We start from the raw sequence: 20,052 nt of genomic DNA, 5'->3' as shown, positions 1-20,052 counted from the left end.
GTCCAGCGTATGCAGCACCTGTGGGAGCTGGCCTTGCCAGCGATGGGCTGCAAAGCAGCCCTGGAATCGTCAGACACAAAAAAGCCCCGCCAGCGTGAGCCAGCGGGGCAAAAGGCCGGTCAGAAACCAACCAAAGGAGCTATTGAATCAGTTCACCGCCGCCACGCTCTCGGCCTGCCAGCCACCACCGAGGGCCTTGTAGATGGCGACAATGCCGCGGTACAGGTCGACTTCACCCTGGGCCTGGGCATCTTCGGCGCTCAGGCGTTCGCGTTCGGCGTCGAGCAGCACCAGGTAATCGACTGTGCCTTCGCGGTAGCGAATCGAAGCCAGGTCCGCCGCCTTGCGGCTGGCTTCGCTCTGGCGCAGCAGGGCCAGCAGGCGTTGCTGGCGTTTGCTGTAGTCGCTGAAGGCGTTTTCCGACTCTTCCAGGGCCAGCAGTACCTGCTGTTCATAGTTGGCCAGCGCGCCCTCGGCATCGGCATTGGCGCCGCGCAGACGGGCGCGCACGCTGCCCAGGTCAAAGGCCGCCCAGGTAATGCTCGGGCCCAGGGCCCAGGCTTTGGCGGCTGACGAGCCCAGTTGCGAACCGCGCCCGGCGGTAAAGCCGAGGAAGCCGCTGAGGCTGACCCGTGGGAACAGGTCGGCCGTGGCCACGCCGATGTTGGCCGTGGCCGCTGCCAACTGGCGTTCGGCGCTGCGGATATCCGGGCGGCGCTTGAGCAGCTCACCCGGGTCACCGACCGGCAAGGCCTTGGCGATGGCCGGCAGTTGCGCCGGCGAGAGGTCCACCGCCAGGGTGTCCGGGCGCTGGCCGAGCAGGGTGGCGATGCGGTTGCGCGCCCGCACCTGTTCGGCCTGCAGTTGCGGCACGCTGGCCTCGACCGCCGCCAGGCGGGCATCGGCACGCACCACGTCAAGGTCGTTGCCGACCCCGGCGTCGCGCAGGGTTTCGGTAATGCCACGCGAATCCTGCTGGGTCTTGAGGTTGGCCAGGGCGATCTTCTCGCGCAACTGAGCACCGCGTAGCTGGCCGTAGGCGTCGACCAGCTCGGCGATCAGGCTGACCTGCAACTGCTGCAGGTCGGCCTGGGCGGCGTCCTGCTCTGCATCGCTGGCTTCCAGTTGGCGCTGGATGCGGCCGAACAGGTCCAGTTCCCAGGCCATATCCAGGCCCAGGTCGTAGCGTTCGCTGTTGACCCGGTCCTCGGTCTGGCCGGGGACCTGGCCCTTGCCCAGGTCGCTGCTGGCGCGGCTGGTCACCGTTGGCAGGGCGTCGTTGCTGACATCGTCGCGAATCGCCCGCGCCGCTTTCAGCCGGGCGAAGGCCACACGCAGTTCACGGTTGCCGTCCAGCGACTGGCTGACCAGCGTGTTCAGCACCGGGTCGTCGAACTGCTTCCACCAGATGCTTTCGAAGCGGCTGCGGTCGTATGTAGCCTTGGCGTTCGGCTCGTTGGCGGCGCTCAGTTGCGCCGCCGCGGTGTCCGGGGCCTGGTAGTCCGGGCCCACCGCACACGCGGTCAGGGCCAGGACCAGCAGGCTAGGCATAAAGAGTTTCACACTGCGGTTCATGCATGAGTCTCCAGCTTCAGCGCACGCGCCGCTTTGCGGGCCTGGCTGCGTTCCACGTAACGGCGGATCAGGACAAAGAACACCGGCGTCAGCAGCAGACCGAAGAAAGTCACCCCGATCATCCCGGAGAACACCGCCACACCCATGGCATGACGCATTTCAGCACCGGCACCGGAGGAGAACACCAGCGGCACCACCCCCATGATGAAGGCGATCGAGGTCATCAGGATCGGTCGCAGACGCAGGCGGCAGGCTTCCAGTACCGCGGCCAGCGGGTCGAGGCCTTCGGCCTGTTTGTCCTTGGCGAACTCGACGATCAGGATGGCGTTCTTGCACGCCAGCCCCACCAGTACGATCAAGCCGATCTGGGTGAAGATGTTGTTATCGCCACCGGACAGGATCACCCCGGTGATCGCTGACAGCAGGGTCATCGGCACGATCAGGATCACCGCCAGCGGCAGGCTCCAGCTTTCGTACTGGGCGGCCAGCACCAGGAAGGCCAGCAGCACGCAGAGCGGGAAGACGAACAGCGCGGTGTTACCGGCGAGGATCTGCTGGTAGGTAAGCTCGGTCCATTCGAAGGTCATGCCGTTGGGCAGTTCTTCCTTGAGCAGCTTCTCGATGGCCTTTTCCGCTTGCCCGGAGCTGTAGCCCGGCGCTGCGGCACCATTGATCTCGGCGGTGATGAAGCCGTTGTAGTGCATGACACGGTCCGGCCCCGAGGTGTCGCTGACCTTGATGAAGGTCGCCAGCGGGATCATCTCGCCCTGGTTGTTGCGCACCTTGAGCTGGCCGATCTGCTCAGCTTCGAGGCGGAACTGCTGCTCGGCCTGGACGTTGACCTGGTAGGTGCGGCCAAAGCGGTTGAAGTCGTTGGCGTACAACGAACCCAGGTAGATCTGCAGGGTGTCGAAGATATCGCTGATGGCGACACCGTGGGTCTTGGCCTTCTCGCGGTCGATGGCGGCATCGACCTGTGGCACGTTGACCTGGTAGCTGGTGAACAGCCCGGCCAGCTCCGGCACGTTGTGGCTCTTGGCGATGATGTTCTGGGTTTCCTTGTACAGCGCTTCATAACCCAGGTTGCCACGGTCTTCGATCTGCAGGCGGAAACCACCGATGGTGCCCAGCCCCTGTACCGGTGGCGGCGGGAAGATCGCAATGTAGGCGTCTTCGATACCGGCGAACTGCGCGTTCAGCGCGGCGGCAATCGCCGCGGCCGACTGGCTCGGGTCTTTACGCTCATTGAACGGCTTGAGCGGGGTAAACACGATGCCGCTGTTCGGGCTGTTGGTGAAACCGTTGATCGACAGGCCCGGGAAGGCCACCGAGTCGGCTACGCCAGGTTGCTTGAGGGCGATCTCGCTCATCTTCTTGATCACCGCTTCCGTGCGGTCGAGGCTGGCGGCATCCGGCAATTGCGCGAAGGCCACCAGGTACTGCTTGTCTTGCGCCGGCACGAAACCGGTCGGCGTCGAAGAAAAGCCCAGCCAGGTCATGATGATCAGGCCGCCATAGACGAACAGGGCGATGCCGCTGCTGCGGATGACCCGGCCGACCGCGCCGACGTAGCCATGGCTGGCCCGGTCGAAGAAGCGGTTGAACGGGCCGAACAGCCAGCCACCGAGCAGGCGCTCAAGCACTTTCGAGAAGCGGTCTTTCGGGGCGTGGTGCTCCTTGAGCAGTACCGCGGCCAGGGCCGGCGACAGGGTCAGGGAGTTGAACGCCGAGATCACCGTCGAGATGGCAATGGTCAGGGCGAACTGCTTGTAGAACTGCCCGGTAAGGCCGGAAATGAACGCGGCTGGCACGAACACCGCGCACAGCACCAGCGCCGTGGCGATGATCGGCCCGGTCACTTCGCTCATGGCCTTTTGCGTGGCTTCCAGGGGCTTGAGGCCCAAACCGATATTGCGCTCGACGTTCTCCACCACAACGATGGCGTCGTCGACCACGATCCCGATGGCCAGTACCAGGCCGAACAGCGACAGGGCGTTGAGCGAGAAGCCGAACAGGTGCATCACCGCGAAGGTACCGATCAAGGATACCGGTACAGCCACCAACGGGATGATCGAGGCGCGCCAGGTCTGCAGGAACAGGATGACCACCAGCACCACCAGGATCAGCGCTTCGAACAGGGTATGTACCACGGCTTCGATCGAGCCGCGGACGAACACCGTCGGGTCATAGACGATGCTGTAGTCCATGCCTTCAGGGAAGTCCTTCTTCAGCTCGGCCATTTTCCCCCGGACCTCGTCGGAGATCTCGATGGCGTTGGAGCCAGGACGCTGGAAGATCGGGATGGCCACCGCCGGCTGGTTGTTCAGCAGTGAACGCAGGGCGTACTGGCTGGAGCCGAGCTCGACCCGGGCAATGTCTTTCAGGCGAGTGATTTCGCCATCGGCACCCGAGCGAATGATGATGTTCTCGAACTCTTCCTCACTGACCAGGCGGCCCTGGGTGTTGACCGACAGCTGGAAGCTGGTGGCCCCTGGCGCAGGTGGCGCACCCAGTTGGCCGGCAGCCACCTGGCGGTTTTGCTCGCGAATGGCCGCAACCACGTCGCTGGCGGTCAGGTTGCGCGAGGCGGTCTTGTTCGGGTCGAGCCAGACCCGCAGCGAGTAGTCGCCCATGCCGAACAGCTGCACGTCACCGACACCGCCCAGGCGCGCCAGTTCGTCCTTGATGTTAAGGATGGCGTAGTTGGACAGGTAGAGCATGTCGTAACGGTTGTCCGGCGAGGTCAGGTGCACGACCATGGTCAGGTCGGGCGAGGCCTTGTCGACGGTGATACCGATCCGCGTCACTTCCTCGGGCAGCTTGGGCTGGGTGCGGGTCACGCGGTTCTGCACCTGCACCTGGGCGTTGTCCAGGTCAGTGCCCAGGGCAAAGGTGATGGTCAGGGTTAGCTTGCCGTCGGCGGTGGACTGCGAGGACATGTAGAGCATGTTCTCCACCCCGGTAATCGCCTGCTCAAGCGGCGCGGCGACGGTCTCGCCGATCACTTTGGGGTTGGCGCCGGGGAAGTTGGCGCGCACCACCACGGTGGGCGGCACCACTTCCGGGTATTCACTGATCGGCAGCTGGAACAGTGAGATGCTGCCGGCGATCAGGATCAGCAGCGACAGCACCGCGGCGAAAATCGGCCGGGTAATAAAAAACTTGGAAAAATTCATCGGACTGATCCCTTAACCGCGCGGTGCCGAGGCACTGGCGAGTTTTACGCTGGGGTTGACCACGACCTTGCCCTGGGTGCTGGCTTCGAGTGCCTGACGTTGTTGGGCGAGGGCGGCGATGGTTGCGTCACTGGCCATTGGCGTGTCCTGCGGGTCGACCGGCGAGCCCGGGCGTACCCGTTGCAGGCCCTTGACCACGATGCGGTCATCCTTGCTCAGGCCGTTGCGCACGATGCGCAGGCCTTCGAGCTTCGGCCCCAGCTCCACGGCGCGGTAGGCGGCCTTGTTGTCGTTGTCCATGACCAGCACGAACTTCTTGCCAAGGTCGGTGCCCACCGCTTCATCGTTGATCAGCACCGCCGAGTAGGTGGCGCTGCCGACCAGCTTCAGGCGCGCATACAGGCCCGGGGTGAACTGGCCATCCGTGTTGTCGAACACCGCGCGGCCACGGATGGTGCCGGTCTTGGGGTTGACCTGGTTGTCGACGAAGTTCATCTGCCCCAGGTGCGGGTTGCCGCTTTCGTTGGACAGGCCCAGGTACACCGGGGTGCTCTGGCCGCGCTGGCCGTCGCGTGCCAGCTGGGTGTACTTGAGGTACACGCGCTCGTCGGCGTCGAAGTAGGCGTAGACCTTGTCGGTGGAGACCACGCTGGTCAGCGGCGTCACGTCAGCAGTGACGATGTTGCCGGCAGTGAACTGGGCACGACTGACCCGGCCGCTGATCGGCGCGGTCACGCGGGTGAAGCTCAGGTTCAGGCGGGCCAGGTCGAGCTGGGCCTGGATTGCGGCGACTCCGGCGCGGGCTTCGGCGGCGGCGCTGGTGCGCGATTCGGCAAGCTCGGCGGAAATCGCGTTGCTGCTGCGCAGGCGCTCGCCACGTTGGGCTTCGTTTTCACTGCGGATGGCGGTGGCGCGGGCTTGTTGCAGCTGGGCTTCGAGGCGGCGGACCTCAGCCTGGAACGGACGCGGGTCGATCTGGAACAACAGATCGCCTTTTTTCACCTGGGCGCCTTCGGTGAAGGCCACCTGGTCGATCTGCCCGGAGACGCGCGGGCGCACCTCGACGGTTTCCGGCGCTTCCAGGCGGCCGGTGAACTCGTCCCATTCGTTGATCGGTTGTTCCAGTACCTTGGCCACGCTGACCTTGGTCGCTGCCGGTGCCTGCACGGCCTCCGGGGTGCGACCGCAGGCACTCATCACCACTACAGCCAATAGAGCAAGGGGGTAACGCAAAGGTTTGAGTGACTGTTCCATGGGGAGTCCGCCAATTTATTGATAGTGGGCGGATTCTGCGATCTGTAACTATTAACGACGAATCGAATGGGGCGAAGGTTATTATCATTGGGAATGATATGAGGGAATCGGCGGTGGCCTCATCGCTGGCAAGCCCGCTCCCACATTGGACCTGTGTATGCCGACCCTGTGGGAGCTGGCTTGCCAGCGATGGGCTGCGCAGCAGCCCCGAAGATCCAGAGATTACAGCGACTGCAAAAACGCCCGCAACGCCCGGCGATCCTCAGCCACCAGCGCCTCGAAGCGCTCGCGCGCCACAGCCCCTTCACCACCATGCCACAACACCGCCTCCTCAAGCGTACGCGCGCGGCCGTCATGCAGGTAACCGGCGCCGGGGTTGATCCGCTCGATCAGCCCCAGCCCCCACAGCGGCGGGGTACGCCACTCGCGGCCGTTGGCCTGGTAGTCGTCGCGGCCATCGGCCAGGCCTTCGCCCATGTCATGCAGCAACAGGTCGCTGTAAGGCTCGATCTGGCGCGCTGACAACAGCGGGTACAGCGGATGCTGCCCTGTGCTCAGGTGCGGGCGGTGGCACTGGGTGCATCCCGCTGCATTGAACAGCCGCTCGCCACGCTGCACCTCGGGATTGTCCAGGCCTCGCCGCGGCGGTGGCGCCAGATGCGCCAGGTAGAAATGCAGGTCGCCCAGTTGCACGGCATCGAGTTCCGGCTCACCGCCACTGACCGCCTGGCGACAGTCCTGTTGCAACGGCGTGCAGTTCTGTTCAGGGTACAGCGCCGAGGTAATCCCCAGATCACCGTGCAGGGCGCTGGCGATCTGCTGAGGCAGGTCCGGCTGGTTGGATTTGAGGCCAAAACGCCCGGCCTCAAGGCGCCGGCGCTCGACGCTCCATACCAGGTTGACGCGGCCCTTCACGCCATCAGGCTTGGGCGCGTCGGCCAGCGCTTGCAGGGTGCTGGCCTCGATGGCTTCGAGCAGGCCCAGGCCGAACACTTGTGAGCCGACCCGCATCGAGGTGTGCACGTTATCCAACGGACCATCGCTCAGCTCGCTGAAACTCAGCCGTGGCGAACGCAGGCCGATGCGCTCACCCTCCGCCAGGGTCACAAACTGCTCTTGCCAGCGGACATGCGCCCGGCCTTCACCGGCCACGCCGGGAATCCCCGACTCATTGAGCTGATCGCCATAGGCTGGATGCGGCAGTGGCCCGCCATGGACATTGCGGCCGGGCAGCGAGAGGCGGACCAGCAGCGTGCGCAGCGGTTCGTGTTCGCTGGCAGGTGCCTGCCCGCGACCATTTTTCGGGTGGCAGGCAATGCAACTGATGCGGTTGTACAACGGCCCCAGGCCATCGACCACGTCATCCCGCGAGGGGGCGATCACCCAGGCCTGGCGGAACAGGCTGCGGCCGTGGAAGAAACGCTCCCGTTGCTGCGGGTCATCCAGGCCTGGCAAGGGTTGGGCGAAGGCCTCACGATTGACGGCGGCAGGCTCGGCGCTTGCGTTCAGGCTCAGCAGCGCACCAAACAGCAGCCAGAGACCGCAGCGCTTCACAGGCCCATGGCCGCAAGCAGGCGCTCGGCTTGCGCCTGTTGCCTGGCACTATGGAACTGCCAGGCGATTTCCTCGCGGCCCAGCGCGTCCTGATCGCTGACCGGCTGGCGCAGCATGCCGTGATCCTGGCGTTGGCCAAACAGCGCCAGCAGCGTGGCTGAGGTGGCTTGATCGTCGTCGATGGGCGGCACGCTGAGGAACTCGCGCACGGCGGTCAGGTCACGGCCCTGGGCTTCACCGGCATGCACCCGCGCCCACAAGGCGCTGAGTTGCTCATGGGGCAGGCCGAGCCATTGGTCAAACAGTGAGGTGATCAGCGCCAGGCGTTCGCGCGAACTGTCGTTCGCGTAGGCATAGCTACCTTGGCGTGCAGCGGCAAAGGGGTCGTGATAATCCGCCGGCAGTTGCGCGTAGACGCCGGGGCGCACCGGCAGTTTGCGAATGTCCGGATCGGCCAGCAGGGTTTGCCCCTCGGGCGACAACACGAAGTGCACGAAGGCCCTGGCGCCCTCGACCTGCTTGGCGGTCCGGGTGATGGCGATATGCGCCGGGTTGAGGCCGCCATGGGCGGGATAGACGAACTCGACCGGCTGGCCGTTGCTGATCGCCGAGGCAACGAAGAAGTCGATCGACACGCCCACCGCCGAGCGCCCGCTGGCCACCTCGTCACTGACCAGGGTGCCGCCGCGGCTGACCAGCCGCGATTGCCCGGCAAGCTCGCTCCACAGTGCCCAGCCTTTATCCCAGCCGTAGGCCTGCAGAACGATGTCCAGCAGCACCGGGGCAAAGCCGACCCGGGCCGGGTCGGGCAGGGCGATGCGCCCGCGCAGGCGGGCATCGAGCAGGTCCGGCCAGTCTCGCGGGGCGGGCATGTTCAGCTTGGCCAGTTCGCCCGGATTGATGGCAAAGCCGTAACCGGCGAGCTCCGTGGCCTGGTAGCGCGCATCACGATCGCGCAGGGCGATGCCACCCAGGCGCGGCGGCAAACCTTGCAGGTCGACGCCCAGCGGCTGCCAGCCAGCGTCCTTGGCCAATTGGCTGAAGTTGCCCGGTGACGGCGCCCAGTACACATCGACACCGCCTTGATCCGCTTGACGCAAATAGGGCAGGGCATCGAAGCCCTGGCGCCAGAGGATCTGCAGGCGATAGCCGGGGTTGGCGCGCTCGAAGGCCGCTTCGAAGCGCGTCATCATCTCCTCGGGGTAGCTGGTCAACACCACCACCGGCTGCGGCGCTGCGGCTTGTGAGCTGGCCGAGCCCAGCACCAGCGCCAGCAGCCAGGCCTTACAGCGGCACATTGAACTGTACGAAGTAGTTGCGGCCAATTTCCGGATACCCCTCGCTGTATGCATAAAGACGGTCGAACAGGTTGCGCACGCCCGCCTCGATGCGCAGGTCATTGCTGAAGCGGTAGCCGCTCTTGAGGTTGTACACCGCGTAACCGCCGCTCATCTGGCTGCCATCGGACAGGTTGTAGCGCCGCGACGCGGCTTCGACGCCGGCGGTGTAGCGCCAGGCATCGAGGTTCAGGCTGGCCGAGGCGAACAGGTTGTGGCGCGGTGTGTCGATCGGGTGCAACTCGGGGTTGCTGCGGTTTTCGCGATCGAGGTAGGTGTAGCTGGTGTTCAATTCCCAGTTGCCCAGGTCACCGCGCAGGCCCAGTTCAACGCCCTGGTTACGCGCCTTGGCGATGTTCTGGTATTGCCCGCACGGTGCAGCGCAACCAGCTACCGGGGCGACGGTGACCTGCTGGATGGAATCTTCGATGTTACTGACGAACAGTGCCGCATCCAGGGCCCAGTGCGCCGCCAGCGCACCGCTGTAGCCCAGCTCGTAATGGGTGGCGCGTTCGGATTTCAGGTCGGGGCTGGGGATGACTGTGCCAAAGCGCGTCGAGTAGCGATCCTTGATGGTCGCAAAGCGGCTCTTGCGCGCCACGGTCAGGCGTACCTGGCCGTTGTGATTGATGTTCAGCAGCGGGCCGGTGTTCATGAACAGGCCCAACTGGCTGTTGAGCGCATCATCGCTGCCGGTGGGTTCGTCATACAGGGTCTTGACCCTCGGCGACGCGGCGTTGGTGCCGAAGTTCTCGGCCTCCAGGCTCTTGCGGTAGTTGTACGAGACGCCGCCGACCACGCTGAAAATCTCGTTCAGGCGCAGGGTGTCTTCCAGGGCGATGGACTGGGTCTGGTCGCGAAAGTGCGTTTGCGGGTCGTTGCCATCGCGCGAGCGGTGCAGGTCTTCCTTGAAGTGATAGGCGATGCCCAGGCGATTGCTTTCGCTCAGGGCCAGGTCGCCTTCGACCGAGAAGCCGGTGGACTCATCGTCGTACTTGCTCGGAAAACCCGGCTGCATCGCACCAGGGTTGCCGTTGTTGTAGACGAAGCTTTCCAGCGAGTTCTTGAAGGTGTCGCGGTACACCCGGGTTTTCAGGCCGTGCTCGCCGAAGCGGGTGTTGGTGGCCAGGAACAGGCTGGTCTTGTCCCATTGCGGCCACTCCCACCAGCGTTTGCGCTGGCCGCTTGCAGGCAGGTCGCCGGCGTAGGGCGGCTGGCCCTTGCAGCCTTGCTGCTGGACATAGCCGAGGACGTACTCGTCGGTGTCGTTGGGGGTAAAACCGAGCTTGAAGCTGAACTTGCCGTCACGCTTGTTGCTGTTTTCGCGCCGGCCGTTGCCTTGCTGATTGTTGCTCGGCTCGAAGTCGTCCGGCAGCATCGTGTAGTCATAGTCGACATAGGACACGCCGCCCTGCATCCACCAGGCACCCTGGTTGGAGCCGAGGTTGGCATAGCTGCGGTAGGCGTTGACGTTGCCGTGGTCGGTCAGCTCCAGGCCGCTGCCCACTTCACCTTCGAAGGCCTCGGTGGGCCGCCGGGTAATCAGGTTGATCGCACCGCCCAGGGTGTTTGGGCCGTACAGCAATGAGGCAAAGCCCTTGGCCACCTCGATGCGTGACAGGTCATAGGTGGTGAAGCGGCCCAGGTCGATATTGCCGTCGTAGGGTACGTAGGTGGGGATGCCGTCGATATAGACCGGTACCTGCAGACGGTCAAAACCACGCACGTACACCACCTGCTCGGCGCGCCCGCCCATGTAGGCGAGGTTCACCCCGGGCGCCAGGGCCAGGGCGCGGTCGACGGTTTCGCGGTCGTGCAGGCGCATGTCTTCGAGCTCGACGACGCTGCTGCCGGTTGCCAGGGCATCATCCTGCGGGGCGCCAATCTGGATTTCGCCGAGGCTGAAGGTTTTTTTCTGCTCTGCCAGGGCGGCCTGGGCACTGATGGCCGCCAGGGCGAGCAGCAGGGTAGGCGGGGCGAACGGCTTCATGGCGCTCCTTTGTCGGTATCGTTATATATTTTATTATATAGCGCATGGCGTAAAACGGCCGACGGCTCCCTCCCCGGAGCAGTCAGGTCGTATCGGTCAAGCAGGCACGCGCATCGGCAGAACGCCGCAGATACTAGAGGCAGGCGTGGAAATTGACAACGCTATATATAAATTAATATAACGCTTTGCTCATAGGCTGGGTTCGGCTAGCGTTTGCACTCGGCCAGCACCACCTTGCAGGTCGCCGGCAAGCCGCCCGAGCGCCCGGCATAGCGCATGCAGTTGTTCATGGATTTTTGCCGGGCGATCTGCAAGGTCGCGCCCCAGGCCAGCCCGCCTTCACCCGCGCTGGGCATGGCTTTGGCGTGGCAGTTGGAACCCGCGTTGGCGGCCTGGTAGGAGGCTTTGGGTTTGCTCGAACAGCCGGCCGACAGCGCCAGGCAGAGGGCGAGCAGGCAGGTGGTGAAAGCGGTGCTGTTCATATCAAAGGCTGTCCGGACCGCCGAAGAGGGCTGTACCCGGGTTTGCCCCGGTGCTGCTCAATTATAGGCAGTGGGCAACAATGTTTGTCGGGTATTTTGAGCGGGAAGCGCTCGGCATGAGAGAGCAGGGTAGACCTGCCCCCAGTGTGTTGCATTCACCGGTTGAATCCACAGCTCAACGCGGACGGTCGAACGCTTACTTTTCTCGATGGCTATTGCAATGGCTGGATTGCAGCGCTCCGAGTACCGGCGAACGCACTCGTGCCAAGCCAGCGCCACAAGTTTTGCGCATCCTGCACAGCGCCGTCCACACGCAGCTCTTGCGACTGAAGCACCTCCCTTGGTGTACGGTCGCCAGTCCACACCTCGGTCAATGCACGCACGCTAGAGTCGACGACGAGCGTGAGTTCGCGTCCGGGGTCGTCGCGGCACAGATCTGCCACACCATGTTCGACCACCAGCCACCACTCTTGCTCGCCGGACCGCGCGTCGCGGAACCTGAAGTGAATGACCACCGACCGGGACGGGAACATCTCGATGCGCGCGAACCGGCGCACGTCCCACATGAGCAGGCCCGCGTCGAGCTCGTCATCGCGAAGGCGACTACCTATCCAACGCGCGCCCCAATGGCCTAGCGCCATTATGATGGGGCGCAATGCCTCGCCTGCCTCGGTCAGGCTGTACTCCCAGACTTTGCCCGTGGCTGTGCGATGTACGACACCGATATCTTCCAAGTGGCGCAGCCGTTGTGCCAGCAAGCTGGTGGACATCCGTGGTACGCCGCGGTGCAGTTCATTGAAGCGCTTGCTGCCGCATAGCAGTTCGCGCACGACCAAAGGCGTCCAGCGCTCGCACAGTGCTTCAGCGCCGCGCGCGACCGTGCAGAACTGACCGTAGCTTTCATCCATCGCCTGTACTCCGCAACTACAACGCTTCAGATTCTGAACTAGCCTCGCGACTGCGCCAGGTGCACGCTGAAACCTGCGAAAGCCACCGCCCGAGGAGAACGCCATGACCATGATCGCCATCATTCAGCGGCCGCCCGTGCTGCTCGATCGCAGCGCGACGATCGCTCGAGCCGTGCAATCAGTTGCTGAGGCTGCGGCGGCCGGAGCCGCGTTGATTGTTCTACCCGAATCGTTCATTCCAGGTTACCCGTCGTGGATCTGGCGGCTGGCGGCGGGAAAGGACGGGGCCTTGATGGGGCAGTTGCACACGCGTCTGCTGGCCAACGCCGTTGATATCGCCAACGGTGACCTGAACGAATTGTGCGAGGCCGCCAGCGCCCATGCCGTGACCATCGTATGCGGCATCAATGAATGCGAGCGGCGTAATGGCGGCGGCACGCTCTACAACAGCGTAGTCGTTATCGGTGCGAACGGCGAAGTGCTCAACCGGCATCGCAAGCTGATGCCAACGAACCCCGAGCGCATGGTCCATGGTTTCGGTGATGCGTCCGGGTTGCGTACGGTCGATACACCCGTCGGGCGCATTGGTGCGCTTATCTGCTGGGAAAACTACATGCCCTTGGCGCGCTATACATTGTATGCCCAAGGCGTGGAAATCTACGTCGCCCCCACGTACGACACCGGCGAGGGCTGGATCAGCACGATGCGTCACATTGCACTCGAAGGTCGATGCTGGGTGCTCGGCAGTGGCACCGCGTTGCGCGGCAGCGACATTCCCGATGACTTTCCGGCGCGCATGCAACTGTTTCCCGATCCGCAAGAGTGGATCAACGACGGCGACTCGGTGGTGGTCAACCCGCAAGGCCGGATCACCGCCGGTCCATTACATCGAGAGGCAGGCATTCTGTATGCAGACATCGACGTGTCACTCGTGGCGCCAGCGCGGCGGACGCTTGACGTCACCGGGCACTATGCGCGCCCTGACATTTTCCAATTGCAGGTGCGCCGCGCGCCGGCGACAGCGGTGCGCTTCACCGACGGATGAAGCTAACCGACCCTCAGGCGATCCATACCAACGTTGGCGATGTGTGTATCAACTGATCAAGGAGTCATGCCATGAGCATTCAAAAGTCTTACAAGGGCAGTTGTTTTTGCGGCGCAGTCGAGTTCACCGTCAGCGGTGAGCCAGCGGCAATGGGCTATTGCCATTGCGAGTCGTGTCGACATTGGTCAGCAGCGCCGGTCAATGCCTTCACACTGTGGAAGCCCGAGGCGGTGCAAGTAACGCGGGGGGCTGACAACATTGGCACCTACAACAAGACACCGCAGAGTTCTCGCAAATGGTGCAAGCGTTGCGGCGGGCATATTTTCACCGAACACCCGGGGATGGGGCTCATCGACGTGTATGCCGCAGTCATCCCGGATTTCGCGTATTCGCCAGGCGTTCACGTCCACTATCAGGAGACCAGGCTGCGGATCAAAGACGGGCTGCCCAAACTGAAGGATGTCCCTAGCGAATTAGGGGGGTCGGGCGTCAGCGTGGACGAATAGCGCTGGTACCGTCACGGACTTCAGTAGACCTGGATTATTTATAGACGCTGCGACGGGTTGTTAAGGGTCGTTTGCTGCCTGTTGCGAAGGGCAGTAAACGGCCAGGAGCGGCCCTTCACCTTGGCTGGTCACCACTAAGGATTTCTCGGTTAGGATAGGCCCATCAGAGACCTAGGGAATGGTAGCGATGGACGATTGGACTACACGCTTCGCCCGCGATGGTTATGCCATCGTCCCTGGCTTGCTGAGTGATTCCGATCTTCTTGATGCGACGCGCCTGGTGAATAGTCTTGTTCACCGTCATCGCCATGGCGATCTCGGCGTGCGCATCGAGTCGGTGAGCATTGGCGAGGTCAGCCGCCAACACCCTCAGCGCAATCCGGGAGTAGCTTCGGAAACCGAAGCATGCGCGGCAGAGCCCTATATCATTGGCAATTTGGCTGCGCTCGACCATCGATTTGCATGCTTAATAGGGAATGCGCGTATTTGGCACAACGTGGCGATGGTCATGGCGCGCCCTGTTTCCGACCTCGTGTTTCATTTTGGCAACATCACTCGCAAGCCTTGACACAATGGACCCTCAGCAAGCTGGCACCGCGATGGAGCCAACAGATACTTTTCCACGCAAGACTCCCTCTCCGTACGGGTATTGATTCCGCTGCAAGAAATGAGCGTGATAAACGGAGGCACCGCTGTAGTGCCAGGCTCGCATCAGGCAAGTAACGATCTCACTCACGGCAACACCCTATGTCCAGTCGTACCCGCCGGTGCAGGATTGGTCCTCCATGCAGAAATACTCCATGGGGGATCATTCAATCGTAGTGGTCAAGAACGCGATGTATTGGTCTTGCAATTTGGTGTCAAGACCTCGGTATTGCGACATTCTTCAGCGGAAACACTTGCGTTAATGTCCCTTGAAGAAGTCTTGGCGTCATGCAAGGAAAGCGGGCTGGATCTGGGCCCTAGCATCAGTCATTGAAGGGCCTTCCACAACCCATAGCCGCCCTTCGTGGAGGGCAGCTCACGGCCAGAAGCAGACATAAAAATGTCTGCTAATCTTCGTAATGCGGCCAAATGCCATGTCGTCTTTCCTCCTCGTCTCATGTCGTTTTATTGACGCGACACTCAAGAAAAGCGAGGGTTGTGCATGAGCAAGGAACGCTAGTAAGCACCGGCAGGGGGAGATACTCAGCGGACCACCTTTGGTGAACCGCGAGCTCAAACATTTGACAAGGAGAAGGCGATGACAACGGAAGAACTTTTGAAACGATGGCACAAGACCATCCGCCGGCAGCAAGTTGAACATGAATTGTCTGCACGTTTCTACGAGAAGCTTAATTGGAAACTTGGTATACCTGTGGTTATCTTATCCGCGATTGTAGGGGCATCTATTTTCGGAACTCTGGAGAGCACCGAACTGCTGTGGCTCAAGATTTTTGCTGGATTTCTCAGCGTAACCTCGGCCGTGCTTGCTTCATTACAGACATTCCTCGGTTTCAACGAACGCGCCAGCGGTCATAAGGCCGCTGCGGACCGTTTCGGTGAAATTGCTAAGGAAATTCAGCAAGTGACTGTATGTGGAGTTGCTGATGGCAAAATAGACGAATTCATTGAGTCAGTTAGGTCTCGATGGGACTCCATCACTCGTGAAGCCCCCACATTTCGAAAGTCGACAATCATTGCATTGGCAGAAGATCCTGAAGGAGTCGATCCGTTGGATATTCGCAAACTAGAATCTGTTGCCTAACACGGCATTGAAGCTTACTGCAACGCCATCGAGAGGACGTTTTATAATCGGTTTTACAAACTACAAGCGGCCTCTCATTTCAAAAAACACAAGACAACGAATGCTGCGGTGGCGCCTATCCGGCGCGTCTCTGACGATAGGGTTCACCAGGACCTGGACAGGTCAACAGATAACAGCAGCCACTTTCGTCGCCCTTCAGCACCGGGGTGAGGTATATGGCGATAACTAGCTGAATTTAACAAATGCGAAGTTATTTGATAGCTCCGCATATGGAACAGCTGCTTTGGGTCGAGAGCCGTCTGTCGCGAACGGCTGCTATTGACCCATCTGGCCGGCGTTACCCCTTGGTCAGATCAACCAGCGGCGTCTGCCGCACCTCGGTTTCGCGCCCACCCTGGATCTCGCCCACCTGTTTCAAGGCCTTGTCCACAGCCGCCTTATCCGTCAATAAGCTGTAGCTGATGTGGAACTGCCTGTGTTCCTTCGGCCCGATTGTCGGCACCAGGTTCAGTGGCCGCTGGTAACGGCGGTTGTAGGAAAAACTCGTTCCTGGCTCCAGCCCTGTGACATAGCCCTGGCCTTGGGTATCGGTATTTTTCCACAGGGAAAACACGGGCAGTGTCCGAGTATTGAAACCGACCGAAACGCCCAGGCTGCCAGCCTTGTTATACAACACGGCCAACGTATCGCCCTTGGCATCGGCATACGGCACCACGTTATACACCGTTTCGTCATAGTCCTTGGTGGGTGCGCGGTAGACTTGCCAGTCGGGCAGATCGCCCCTGGCCTTGTCGTTGAACGGCGACACCTGTTTCACCGGCGCGGCGAAACGAGCGTCCTGTTCCAGGAACGGGGTGCTGAAGTTGCTGTGATACAGCGCCTGGTATTCCTTCGGATAGTCGCCGTTGTTGGTTAGGGTGTCGTTGAGGGTGAACACCACGCTGCCGGGTTCGGTGACCACTTCGGTGGCGACGGAGAAGTCGACCTTCTTGAATGCCTGCTCTTTCAGTTCGCCACGCAAGGTGATGGCGTACGGTGGTTTCTCATCGATGTGCAGGGTGACTTTGTTCGCAGGAATGTTGGCGGCCCGACCGTGCAGGGTCAGCAGTTCGCCGTTGTCGACGCCGGGGTGGCCGACCCATTCGTAACCGCAGCGGGCGACCAGCTCGTTGAAACCTTCCAGCCAGCCTAGACCATTGCGCCCATTGAGTTCGATGAAGGACGGGTTGACCACTTCCTTGACCGGCGAATCCCAGCCCATGCGCACATTACCGACCGAGGCCTGCAAGACGTTCATTCCGCGAGTCGGCACTACCGAAAGTTTCATCGTACCGTTATCGATGTCGACAATGCTGACACCCTCCTGCCGACCTCCGTGCAAGGTGCGCAGGGTAACGCTGAAGGGCTTATCGGTTTTTACGCCAAGTAGCTGGCTAGTGATCTGCCAGTTCTGGGCGGCTTTGTCGGTGTCGAGCAGGACGTAATCCCAGGCCATGGCATGGGAGGCCGCGGACAGGGCGCTGAGAGCAACGAAGAGTTTGAGGGGGGACATGGCAGCAGCCTTTCTTGGAGTTGTGCCTTTTTATAGACTGACGGAAACGTTTCAGCAAGCTGAATAAGTGATGCTTCCGGCAAATGTCAGGAATCATTTGGAGATCAACTACGCCAGAAATCTTCGGCGCATTTGTTGGCCAGCGCAGCCTCCGGCAGCGATTAAGGTACACAGGTTGCTTGACCGCTTTGGGTCCAGGCTGTGTGAAAACTCCCGCAATTGTCTAATCTTCTGATCGTCGAGATCGTAGCGGGGGCGATCATGAAGCGATTTATTGAAGGTGAGGCTCGGACACAAGTCACCTTGCTGCCGGAGTGTCTGGACGATTACGTAGCCGAAGAAAATCCAGTGCGCGTGGTCGATGAACTCGACCTGGGCGCACTTGGTTTTGAGGGTGTCGATCCTGCCGCAACTGGTCGTCCGGCCTATCACCCAGCGGTGTTGCTGAAGATCTATATCTACGGCTACCTCAATCGGATTCAGTCCAGCCGCCGGCTTGAGCGTGAGGCCGAGCGCAACGTCGAGTTGATGTGGCTAACGGGCCGCTTGGCTCCGGACTTCAAAACCATTGCCGACTTTCGCAACGACAACGGCAAAGCCATTCGCAGCGTATGCCACCAGTTCGTCGTTCTTTGCCGCAACCTCAATCTCTTCTCCCAGTCGATCATCGCCATCGACGGCAGCAAATTCAAAGCCGTCAATAATCGCGACCGCAACTTCACTCAGGGCAAGGTGAAGGCACGCATGCAGCAGATCGAGCAGAGCATTGATCGATATTTGGCAGCGATGGATTCGGCGGATCGGGCAACGCCCGAAGCGGCCGAGGCACCGGAACGGTTGGCTACAACGTGCAAACAGCTGTCGACGACAAGCACCATCTGATCATTGCCCATGAGGTGACCAACGTTGGTAATGACCGTGGGCAACTGAGCAATATGGCGAACCAGGCGCGTGAAGAGATCGGCGCTGAGTCGCTGACGGTGGTGGCCGACCGAGGCTATTACAAAGGTCTGGAAATTCTTGCTTGCGAGCAAGCCGGCATCACTACCTTCGTATAGTGGCCGTTTTGGCCGCTGACGCGGCCCAAACGGCATTACGAACTTCTATGTCACTGACTGAGCTAATTCGCGCTTCCGCCCGCGTGATTCCATAGGCAACCCTCGCGACTCTCAGTTTTCGAGGTATTTAGCGCGTTTTCACACAGACTGGACCCAAAGCGGACATCCTGTAACGGATTACTGCCAGCCTCATCGGCATCAGGCCGGACGGCCATGGCTCAGGTGCGATCAGATGATCTCGCCTTCACTACTCAGCACTCTTGCATACAAGCTGCGCGCAACCAGCCCTTGCTCTGTCAGGCCTGCGGCGAACCCAATGCAGCAACGACTTCGTCTATGAAGTGCCTGAGCTTTGCGGAGGGGCGACGGTCGAAGGAGTAGATCAGATTGACGGGATACGTGGGCCCTTCGAATTCCTCGAAGAGTACGACCAGTTCACCCCGTTGCACGTAGGGCATCAGTACATCCTCGACGCAGAGCGTGATGCCGAAATCCGACAATGCGGCGTTCACCTTGGCCAGGGTGTTATTGACTTTCAGTCGACTCGCAATGGGGATCGTGAACGTCTGCATGTTTTTGGTGAATCGCCAGAGTTTGTCCGTCATTCGATCGGAGAACAGATAGCCCAGGCAATCATGGTCCACGAGTTGTTCGGGATGGAGCGGGGTCCCTTTGCGTGACAGATAAGCGGGGGATGCGCAAGCAAACATCCTGAAAGGTCTCAAGCCGCGTTGAACCAATGCCGCGCTGTCGGCCAGTTGGGGTTTGCCCAGCCGAAACACGACTTCGAATCCCTCTTCTACGATATTCACGAACCTATCCGTCAACTCCAACTCGATTTCCGTTTCCGGGTAACGCGTCAGGTATTGGGTCAGGAACGGGATGAGTCTATGAGAACCATAATTATAGGGCGCGCTGATCCTGATTTTTCCGCGCGGAGTCGAGTTTGCTGACAGCGCCAGCTCATCGGCGTCTTCAACGTCACTCAGGATAGCCTTGCAGCGCGAGTAATATTCCCTGCCCACGGCGGTCAAGCTTTGGCGGCGAGTGGTTCGGGTGATCAGTTTGAGCCCTAGCTGAGATTCCAGATTGCCGACCTGCTTGGCAATCAGCTGTGGAGTCACGCCTAATACGGCAGCCGCTGCCGAGAAGGAGTCTGACTCAGCTGCCGCTACGAACGCCGCCATGCTTTTCAGCTTATCCATATCTACAACCTTTGGTTGTCAATGTTATTTGATATTGAACATTTATCTTTAAGATCCTCATGCTTAGCATGTCGTGGGTCAATCAAAAAAAGCGCTGCGCGCTTTACGGAACGGAGAGTATGAAATGGTGAACATTTCCCATGAAACGGCACGGGATACGGAGCGCAGACTGTTGCACGTAATTACCGAAGCGCGTGTCCGGTTCTTCCCCGGCACTTACACGTTTCTGGAGTTTCCTTTGTCATCGTTTCCTGGTGCCACACGCCCTGATGCACTGGCGCTCGTACGAGATGACAAGGTATGGAGTCAACTAGTCCCCTGTGCGGACTTCGAGCAAGAGCTGTTCGGTGTCTTCCGGTTCCATTTTCCGGAAGGCGCCGACAACAGCGGGTTCGTTGGTTGGTTGGCAATGCGCCTGAAGCAGAGGTTTGGGACCGGCGTTTTTGTTACTTGTGGCCAAAATCGAGATGAGGGCGGGATCTTTGATTATTGGGGCGTCCCGGCCAGCCTAGCTTCAGATGTCTTCGCAGAGATCCAGGCTTTGGTAGATGGCCAAGTGGACGGGGAGGTGGGAGTTTCCCTGTAGCGGATACGTTCGCGTGTCCCCAGATGTCAGCTTCTGGCCGATTGCTTCCCTTCGCCACCGGCAGCTTTGGTCGAAAG

Annotated in this window: 15 protein-coding genes and 2 pseudogenes; 7 read left to right on the top strand and 10 right to left on the bottom strand. The window is 61.0% G+C overall.

Annotated elements, in window-relative coordinates:
• Positions 1–147: 147 nt before the first annotated feature.
• The 8 genes from NLX68_RS19150 to NLX68_RS19115 all read right to left on the bottom strand — a co-directional run bounded on the left by NLX68_RS19150 (position 148) and on the right by NLX68_RS19115 (position 12,276).
• Entirely contained in the window at positions 148–1,575 is a 1,428-nt protein-coding gene (locus tag NLX68_RS19150) for an efflux transporter outer membrane subunit (RefSeq protein ID WP_254285304.1), read from the bottom strand.
• On the bottom strand, positions 1,572–4,751 hold the full coding sequence (locus tag NLX68_RS19145) for an efflux RND transporter permease subunit (protein WP_254285302.1): 3,180 nt from the start codon (positions 4,749–4,751) through the stop codon (positions 1,572–1,574). Before NLX68_RS19145 ends, NLX68_RS19150 begins: the two co-directional genes overlap by 4 nt.
• A gap of 12 nt (positions 4,752–4,763) precedes the next feature.
• The gene (gene mexE / locus NLX68_RS19140; protein WP_254285301.1) at positions 4,764–6,005 is read right to left on the bottom strand and encodes a multidrug efflux RND transporter periplasmic adaptor subunit MexE; all 1,242 of its coding nucleotides are present in this window, start codon (positions 6,003–6,005) and stop codon (positions 4,764–4,766) included.
• 222 nt (positions 6,006–6,227) lie between these two features.
• Positions 6,228–7,559, bottom strand: coding sequence for a di-heme oxidoredictase family protein (locus tag NLX68_RS19135; RefSeq protein WP_254285299.1), 1,332 nt, complete (start codon positions 7,557–7,559; stop codon positions 6,228–6,230).
• Positions 7,556–8,857 carry an ABC transporter substrate-binding protein gene (locus NLX68_RS19130; protein WP_254285297.1) on the bottom strand — a complete coding sequence of 434 codons (1,302 nt, stop codon included), beginning with the start codon at positions 8,855–8,857 and terminating at the stop codon, positions 7,556–7,558. Before NLX68_RS19130 ends, NLX68_RS19135 begins: the two co-directional genes overlap by 4 nt.
• The gene (locus NLX68_RS19125; protein WP_254285295.1) at positions 8,844–10,886 is read right to left on the bottom strand and encodes a TonB-dependent siderophore receptor; all 2,043 of its coding nucleotides are present in this window, start codon (positions 10,884–10,886) and stop codon (positions 8,844–8,846) included. The genes NLX68_RS19130 and NLX68_RS19125 overlap by 14 nt, the downstream gene beginning before the upstream one ends.
• A gap of 206 nt (positions 10,887–11,092) precedes the next feature.
• Positions 11,093–11,368, bottom strand: a complete 276-nt coding sequence (locus NLX68_RS19120; RefSeq protein ID WP_254285293.1) for a hypothetical protein — start codon at positions 11,366–11,368, stop codon at positions 11,093–11,095.
• Positions 11,369–11,580: 212 nt separating this feature from the next.
• Complete coding sequence (locus tag NLX68_RS19115) at positions 11,581–12,276, bottom strand: helix-turn-helix domain-containing protein (RefSeq protein ID WP_254285292.1); 696 nt, start codon at positions 12,274–12,276, stop codon at positions 11,581–11,583.
• A gap of 103 nt (positions 12,277–12,379) precedes the next feature.
• Here NLX68_RS19115 and NLX68_RS19110 point away from each other — a divergent pair, with 103 nt between their 5' ends.
• The 5 genes and pseudogenes from NLX68_RS19110 to NLX68_RS19095 all read left to right on the top strand — a co-directional run bounded on the left by NLX68_RS19110 (position 12,380) and on the right by NLX68_RS19095 (position 15,574).
• Complete coding sequence (locus NLX68_RS19110) at positions 12,380–13,321, top strand: carbon-nitrogen hydrolase family protein (RefSeq protein WP_254285290.1); 942 nt, start codon at positions 12,380–12,382, stop codon at positions 13,319–13,321.
• 71 nt (positions 13,322–13,392) lie between these two features.
• Complete coding sequence (locus NLX68_RS19105) at positions 13,393–13,827, top strand: GFA family protein (protein ID WP_254285288.1); 435 nt, start codon at positions 13,393–13,395, stop codon at positions 13,825–13,827.
• A 187-nt stretch (positions 13,828–14,014) separates the two neighbouring features.
• A complete protein-coding gene (locus NLX68_RS19100; protein WP_254285286.1) occupies positions 14,015–14,395 on the top strand; it encodes a hypothetical protein in 381 nt (126 codons plus the stop codon).
• A 15-nt stretch (positions 14,396–14,410) separates the two neighbouring features.
• Positions 14,411–14,806, top strand: a pseudogene (locus tag NLX68_RS26535) (phytanoyl-CoA dioxygenase family protein); the annotation flags it as partial.
• Positions 14,807–15,070: 264 nt separating this feature from the next.
• Positions 15,071–15,574, top strand: a complete 504-nt coding sequence (locus NLX68_RS19095) for an SLATT domain-containing protein (protein WP_254285284.1) — start codon at positions 15,071–15,073, stop codon at positions 15,572–15,574.
• A 337-nt stretch (positions 15,575–15,911) separates the two neighbouring features.
• On the opposite strand, the gene NLX68_RS19090 is transcribed toward NLX68_RS19095, so the two are convergent.
• The gene (locus tag NLX68_RS19090) at positions 15,912–17,126 is read right to left on the bottom strand and encodes an aldose 1-epimerase family protein (RefSeq protein ID WP_254285282.1); all 1,215 of its coding nucleotides are present in this window, start codon (positions 17,124–17,126) and stop codon (positions 15,912–15,914) included.
• A 261-nt stretch (positions 17,127–17,387) separates the two neighbouring features.
• On the opposite strand from NLX68_RS19090, the pseudogene NLX68_RS19085 reads away from it, so the two are divergent.
• Positions 17,388–18,181, top strand: a pseudogene (locus NLX68_RS19085) (transposase); the annotation flags it as partial.
• Between the two features lie 299 nt (positions 18,182–18,480).
• Here NLX68_RS19085 and NLX68_RS19080 read toward each other — a convergent pair.
• Positions 18,481–19,389: a LysR family transcriptional regulator gene (locus tag NLX68_RS19080; RefSeq protein ID WP_254285280.1), complete on the bottom strand. Its 909-nt coding sequence runs from the start codon at positions 19,387–19,389 to the stop codon at positions 18,481–18,483.
• Positions 19,390–19,513: 124 nt separating this feature from the next.
• Here NLX68_RS19080 and NLX68_RS19075 point away from each other — a divergent pair, with 124 nt between their 5' ends.
• The gene (locus tag NLX68_RS19075; RefSeq protein WP_254285278.1) at positions 19,514–19,975 is read left to right on the top strand and encodes a DUF6196 family protein; all 462 of its coding nucleotides are present in this window, start codon (positions 19,514–19,516) and stop codon (positions 19,973–19,975) included.
• The last annotated feature ends 77 nt before the right edge of the window (positions 19,976–20,052 follow it).

Origin of the sequence: Pseudomonas sp. SBB6 (assembly GCF_024213215.1) — a bacterium.
Classification (GTDB): Bacteria; Pseudomonadota; Gammaproteobacteria; order Pseudomonadales; family Pseudomonadaceae; genus Aquipseudomonas; species Aquipseudomonas donghuensis.
Note: the sequence above shows the minus strand (reverse complement) of the source record. Positions and strands in the feature narration are given on the sequence as shown.

Excerpts from the sequence above, each read along its gene's own strand:
- NLX68_RS19145 (WP_254285302.1), bottom strand. The coding sequence starts at position 4,751 with ATGAATTTTTCCAAGTTTTTTATTACCCGGCCGATTTTCGCCGCGGTG.
- NLX68_RS19090 (WP_254285282.1), bottom strand. The coding sequence starts at position 17,126 with ATGTCCCCCCTCAAACTCTTCGTTGCTCTCAGCGCCCTGTCCGCGGCC.
- NLX68_RS19150 (WP_254285304.1), bottom strand. The coding sequence starts at position 1,575 with ATGAACCGCAGTGTGAAACTCTTTATGCCTAGCCTGCTGGTCCTGGCC.
- NLX68_RS19125 (WP_254285295.1), bottom strand. The coding sequence starts at position 10,886 with ATGAAGCCGTTCGCCCCGCCTACCCTGCTGCTCGCCCTGGCGGCCATC.
- NLX68_RS19110 (WP_254285290.1), top strand. The coding sequence starts at position 12,380 with ATGACCATGATCGCCATCATTCAGCGGCCGCCCGTGCTGCTCGATCGC.
- NLX68_RS19130 (WP_254285297.1), bottom strand. The coding sequence starts at position 8,857 with ATGTGCCGCTGTAAGGCCTGGCTGCTGGCGCTGGTGCTGGGCTCGGCC.
- NLX68_RS19100 (WP_254285286.1), top strand. The coding sequence starts at position 14,015 with ATGGACGATTGGACTACACGCTTCGCCCGCGATGGTTATGCCATCGTC.
- mexE (WP_254285301.1), bottom strand. The coding sequence starts at position 6,005 with ATGGAACAGTCACTCAAACCTTTGCGTTACCCCCTTGCTCTATTGGCT.
- NLX68_RS19075 (WP_254285278.1), top strand. The coding sequence starts at position 19,514 with ATGGTGAACATTTCCCATGAAACGGCACGGGATACGGAGCGCAGACTG.
- NLX68_RS19105 (WP_254285288.1), top strand. The coding sequence starts at position 13,393 with ATGAGCATTCAAAAGTCTTACAAGGGCAGTTGTTTTTGCGGCGCAGTC.
- NLX68_RS19115 (WP_254285292.1), bottom strand. The coding sequence starts at position 12,276 with ATGGATGAAAGCTACGGTCAGTTCTGCACGGTCGCGCGCGGCGCTGAA.
- NLX68_RS19080 (WP_254285280.1), bottom strand. The coding sequence starts at position 19,389 with ATGGATAAGCTGAAAAGCATGGCGGCGTTCGTAGCGGCAGCTGAGTCA.
- NLX68_RS19120 (WP_254285293.1), bottom strand. The coding sequence starts at position 11,368 with ATGAACAGCACCGCTTTCACCACCTGCCTGCTCGCCCTCTGCCTGGCG.
- NLX68_RS19095 (WP_254285284.1), top strand. The coding sequence starts at position 15,071 with ATGACAACGGAAGAACTTTTGAAACGATGGCACAAGACCATCCGCCGG.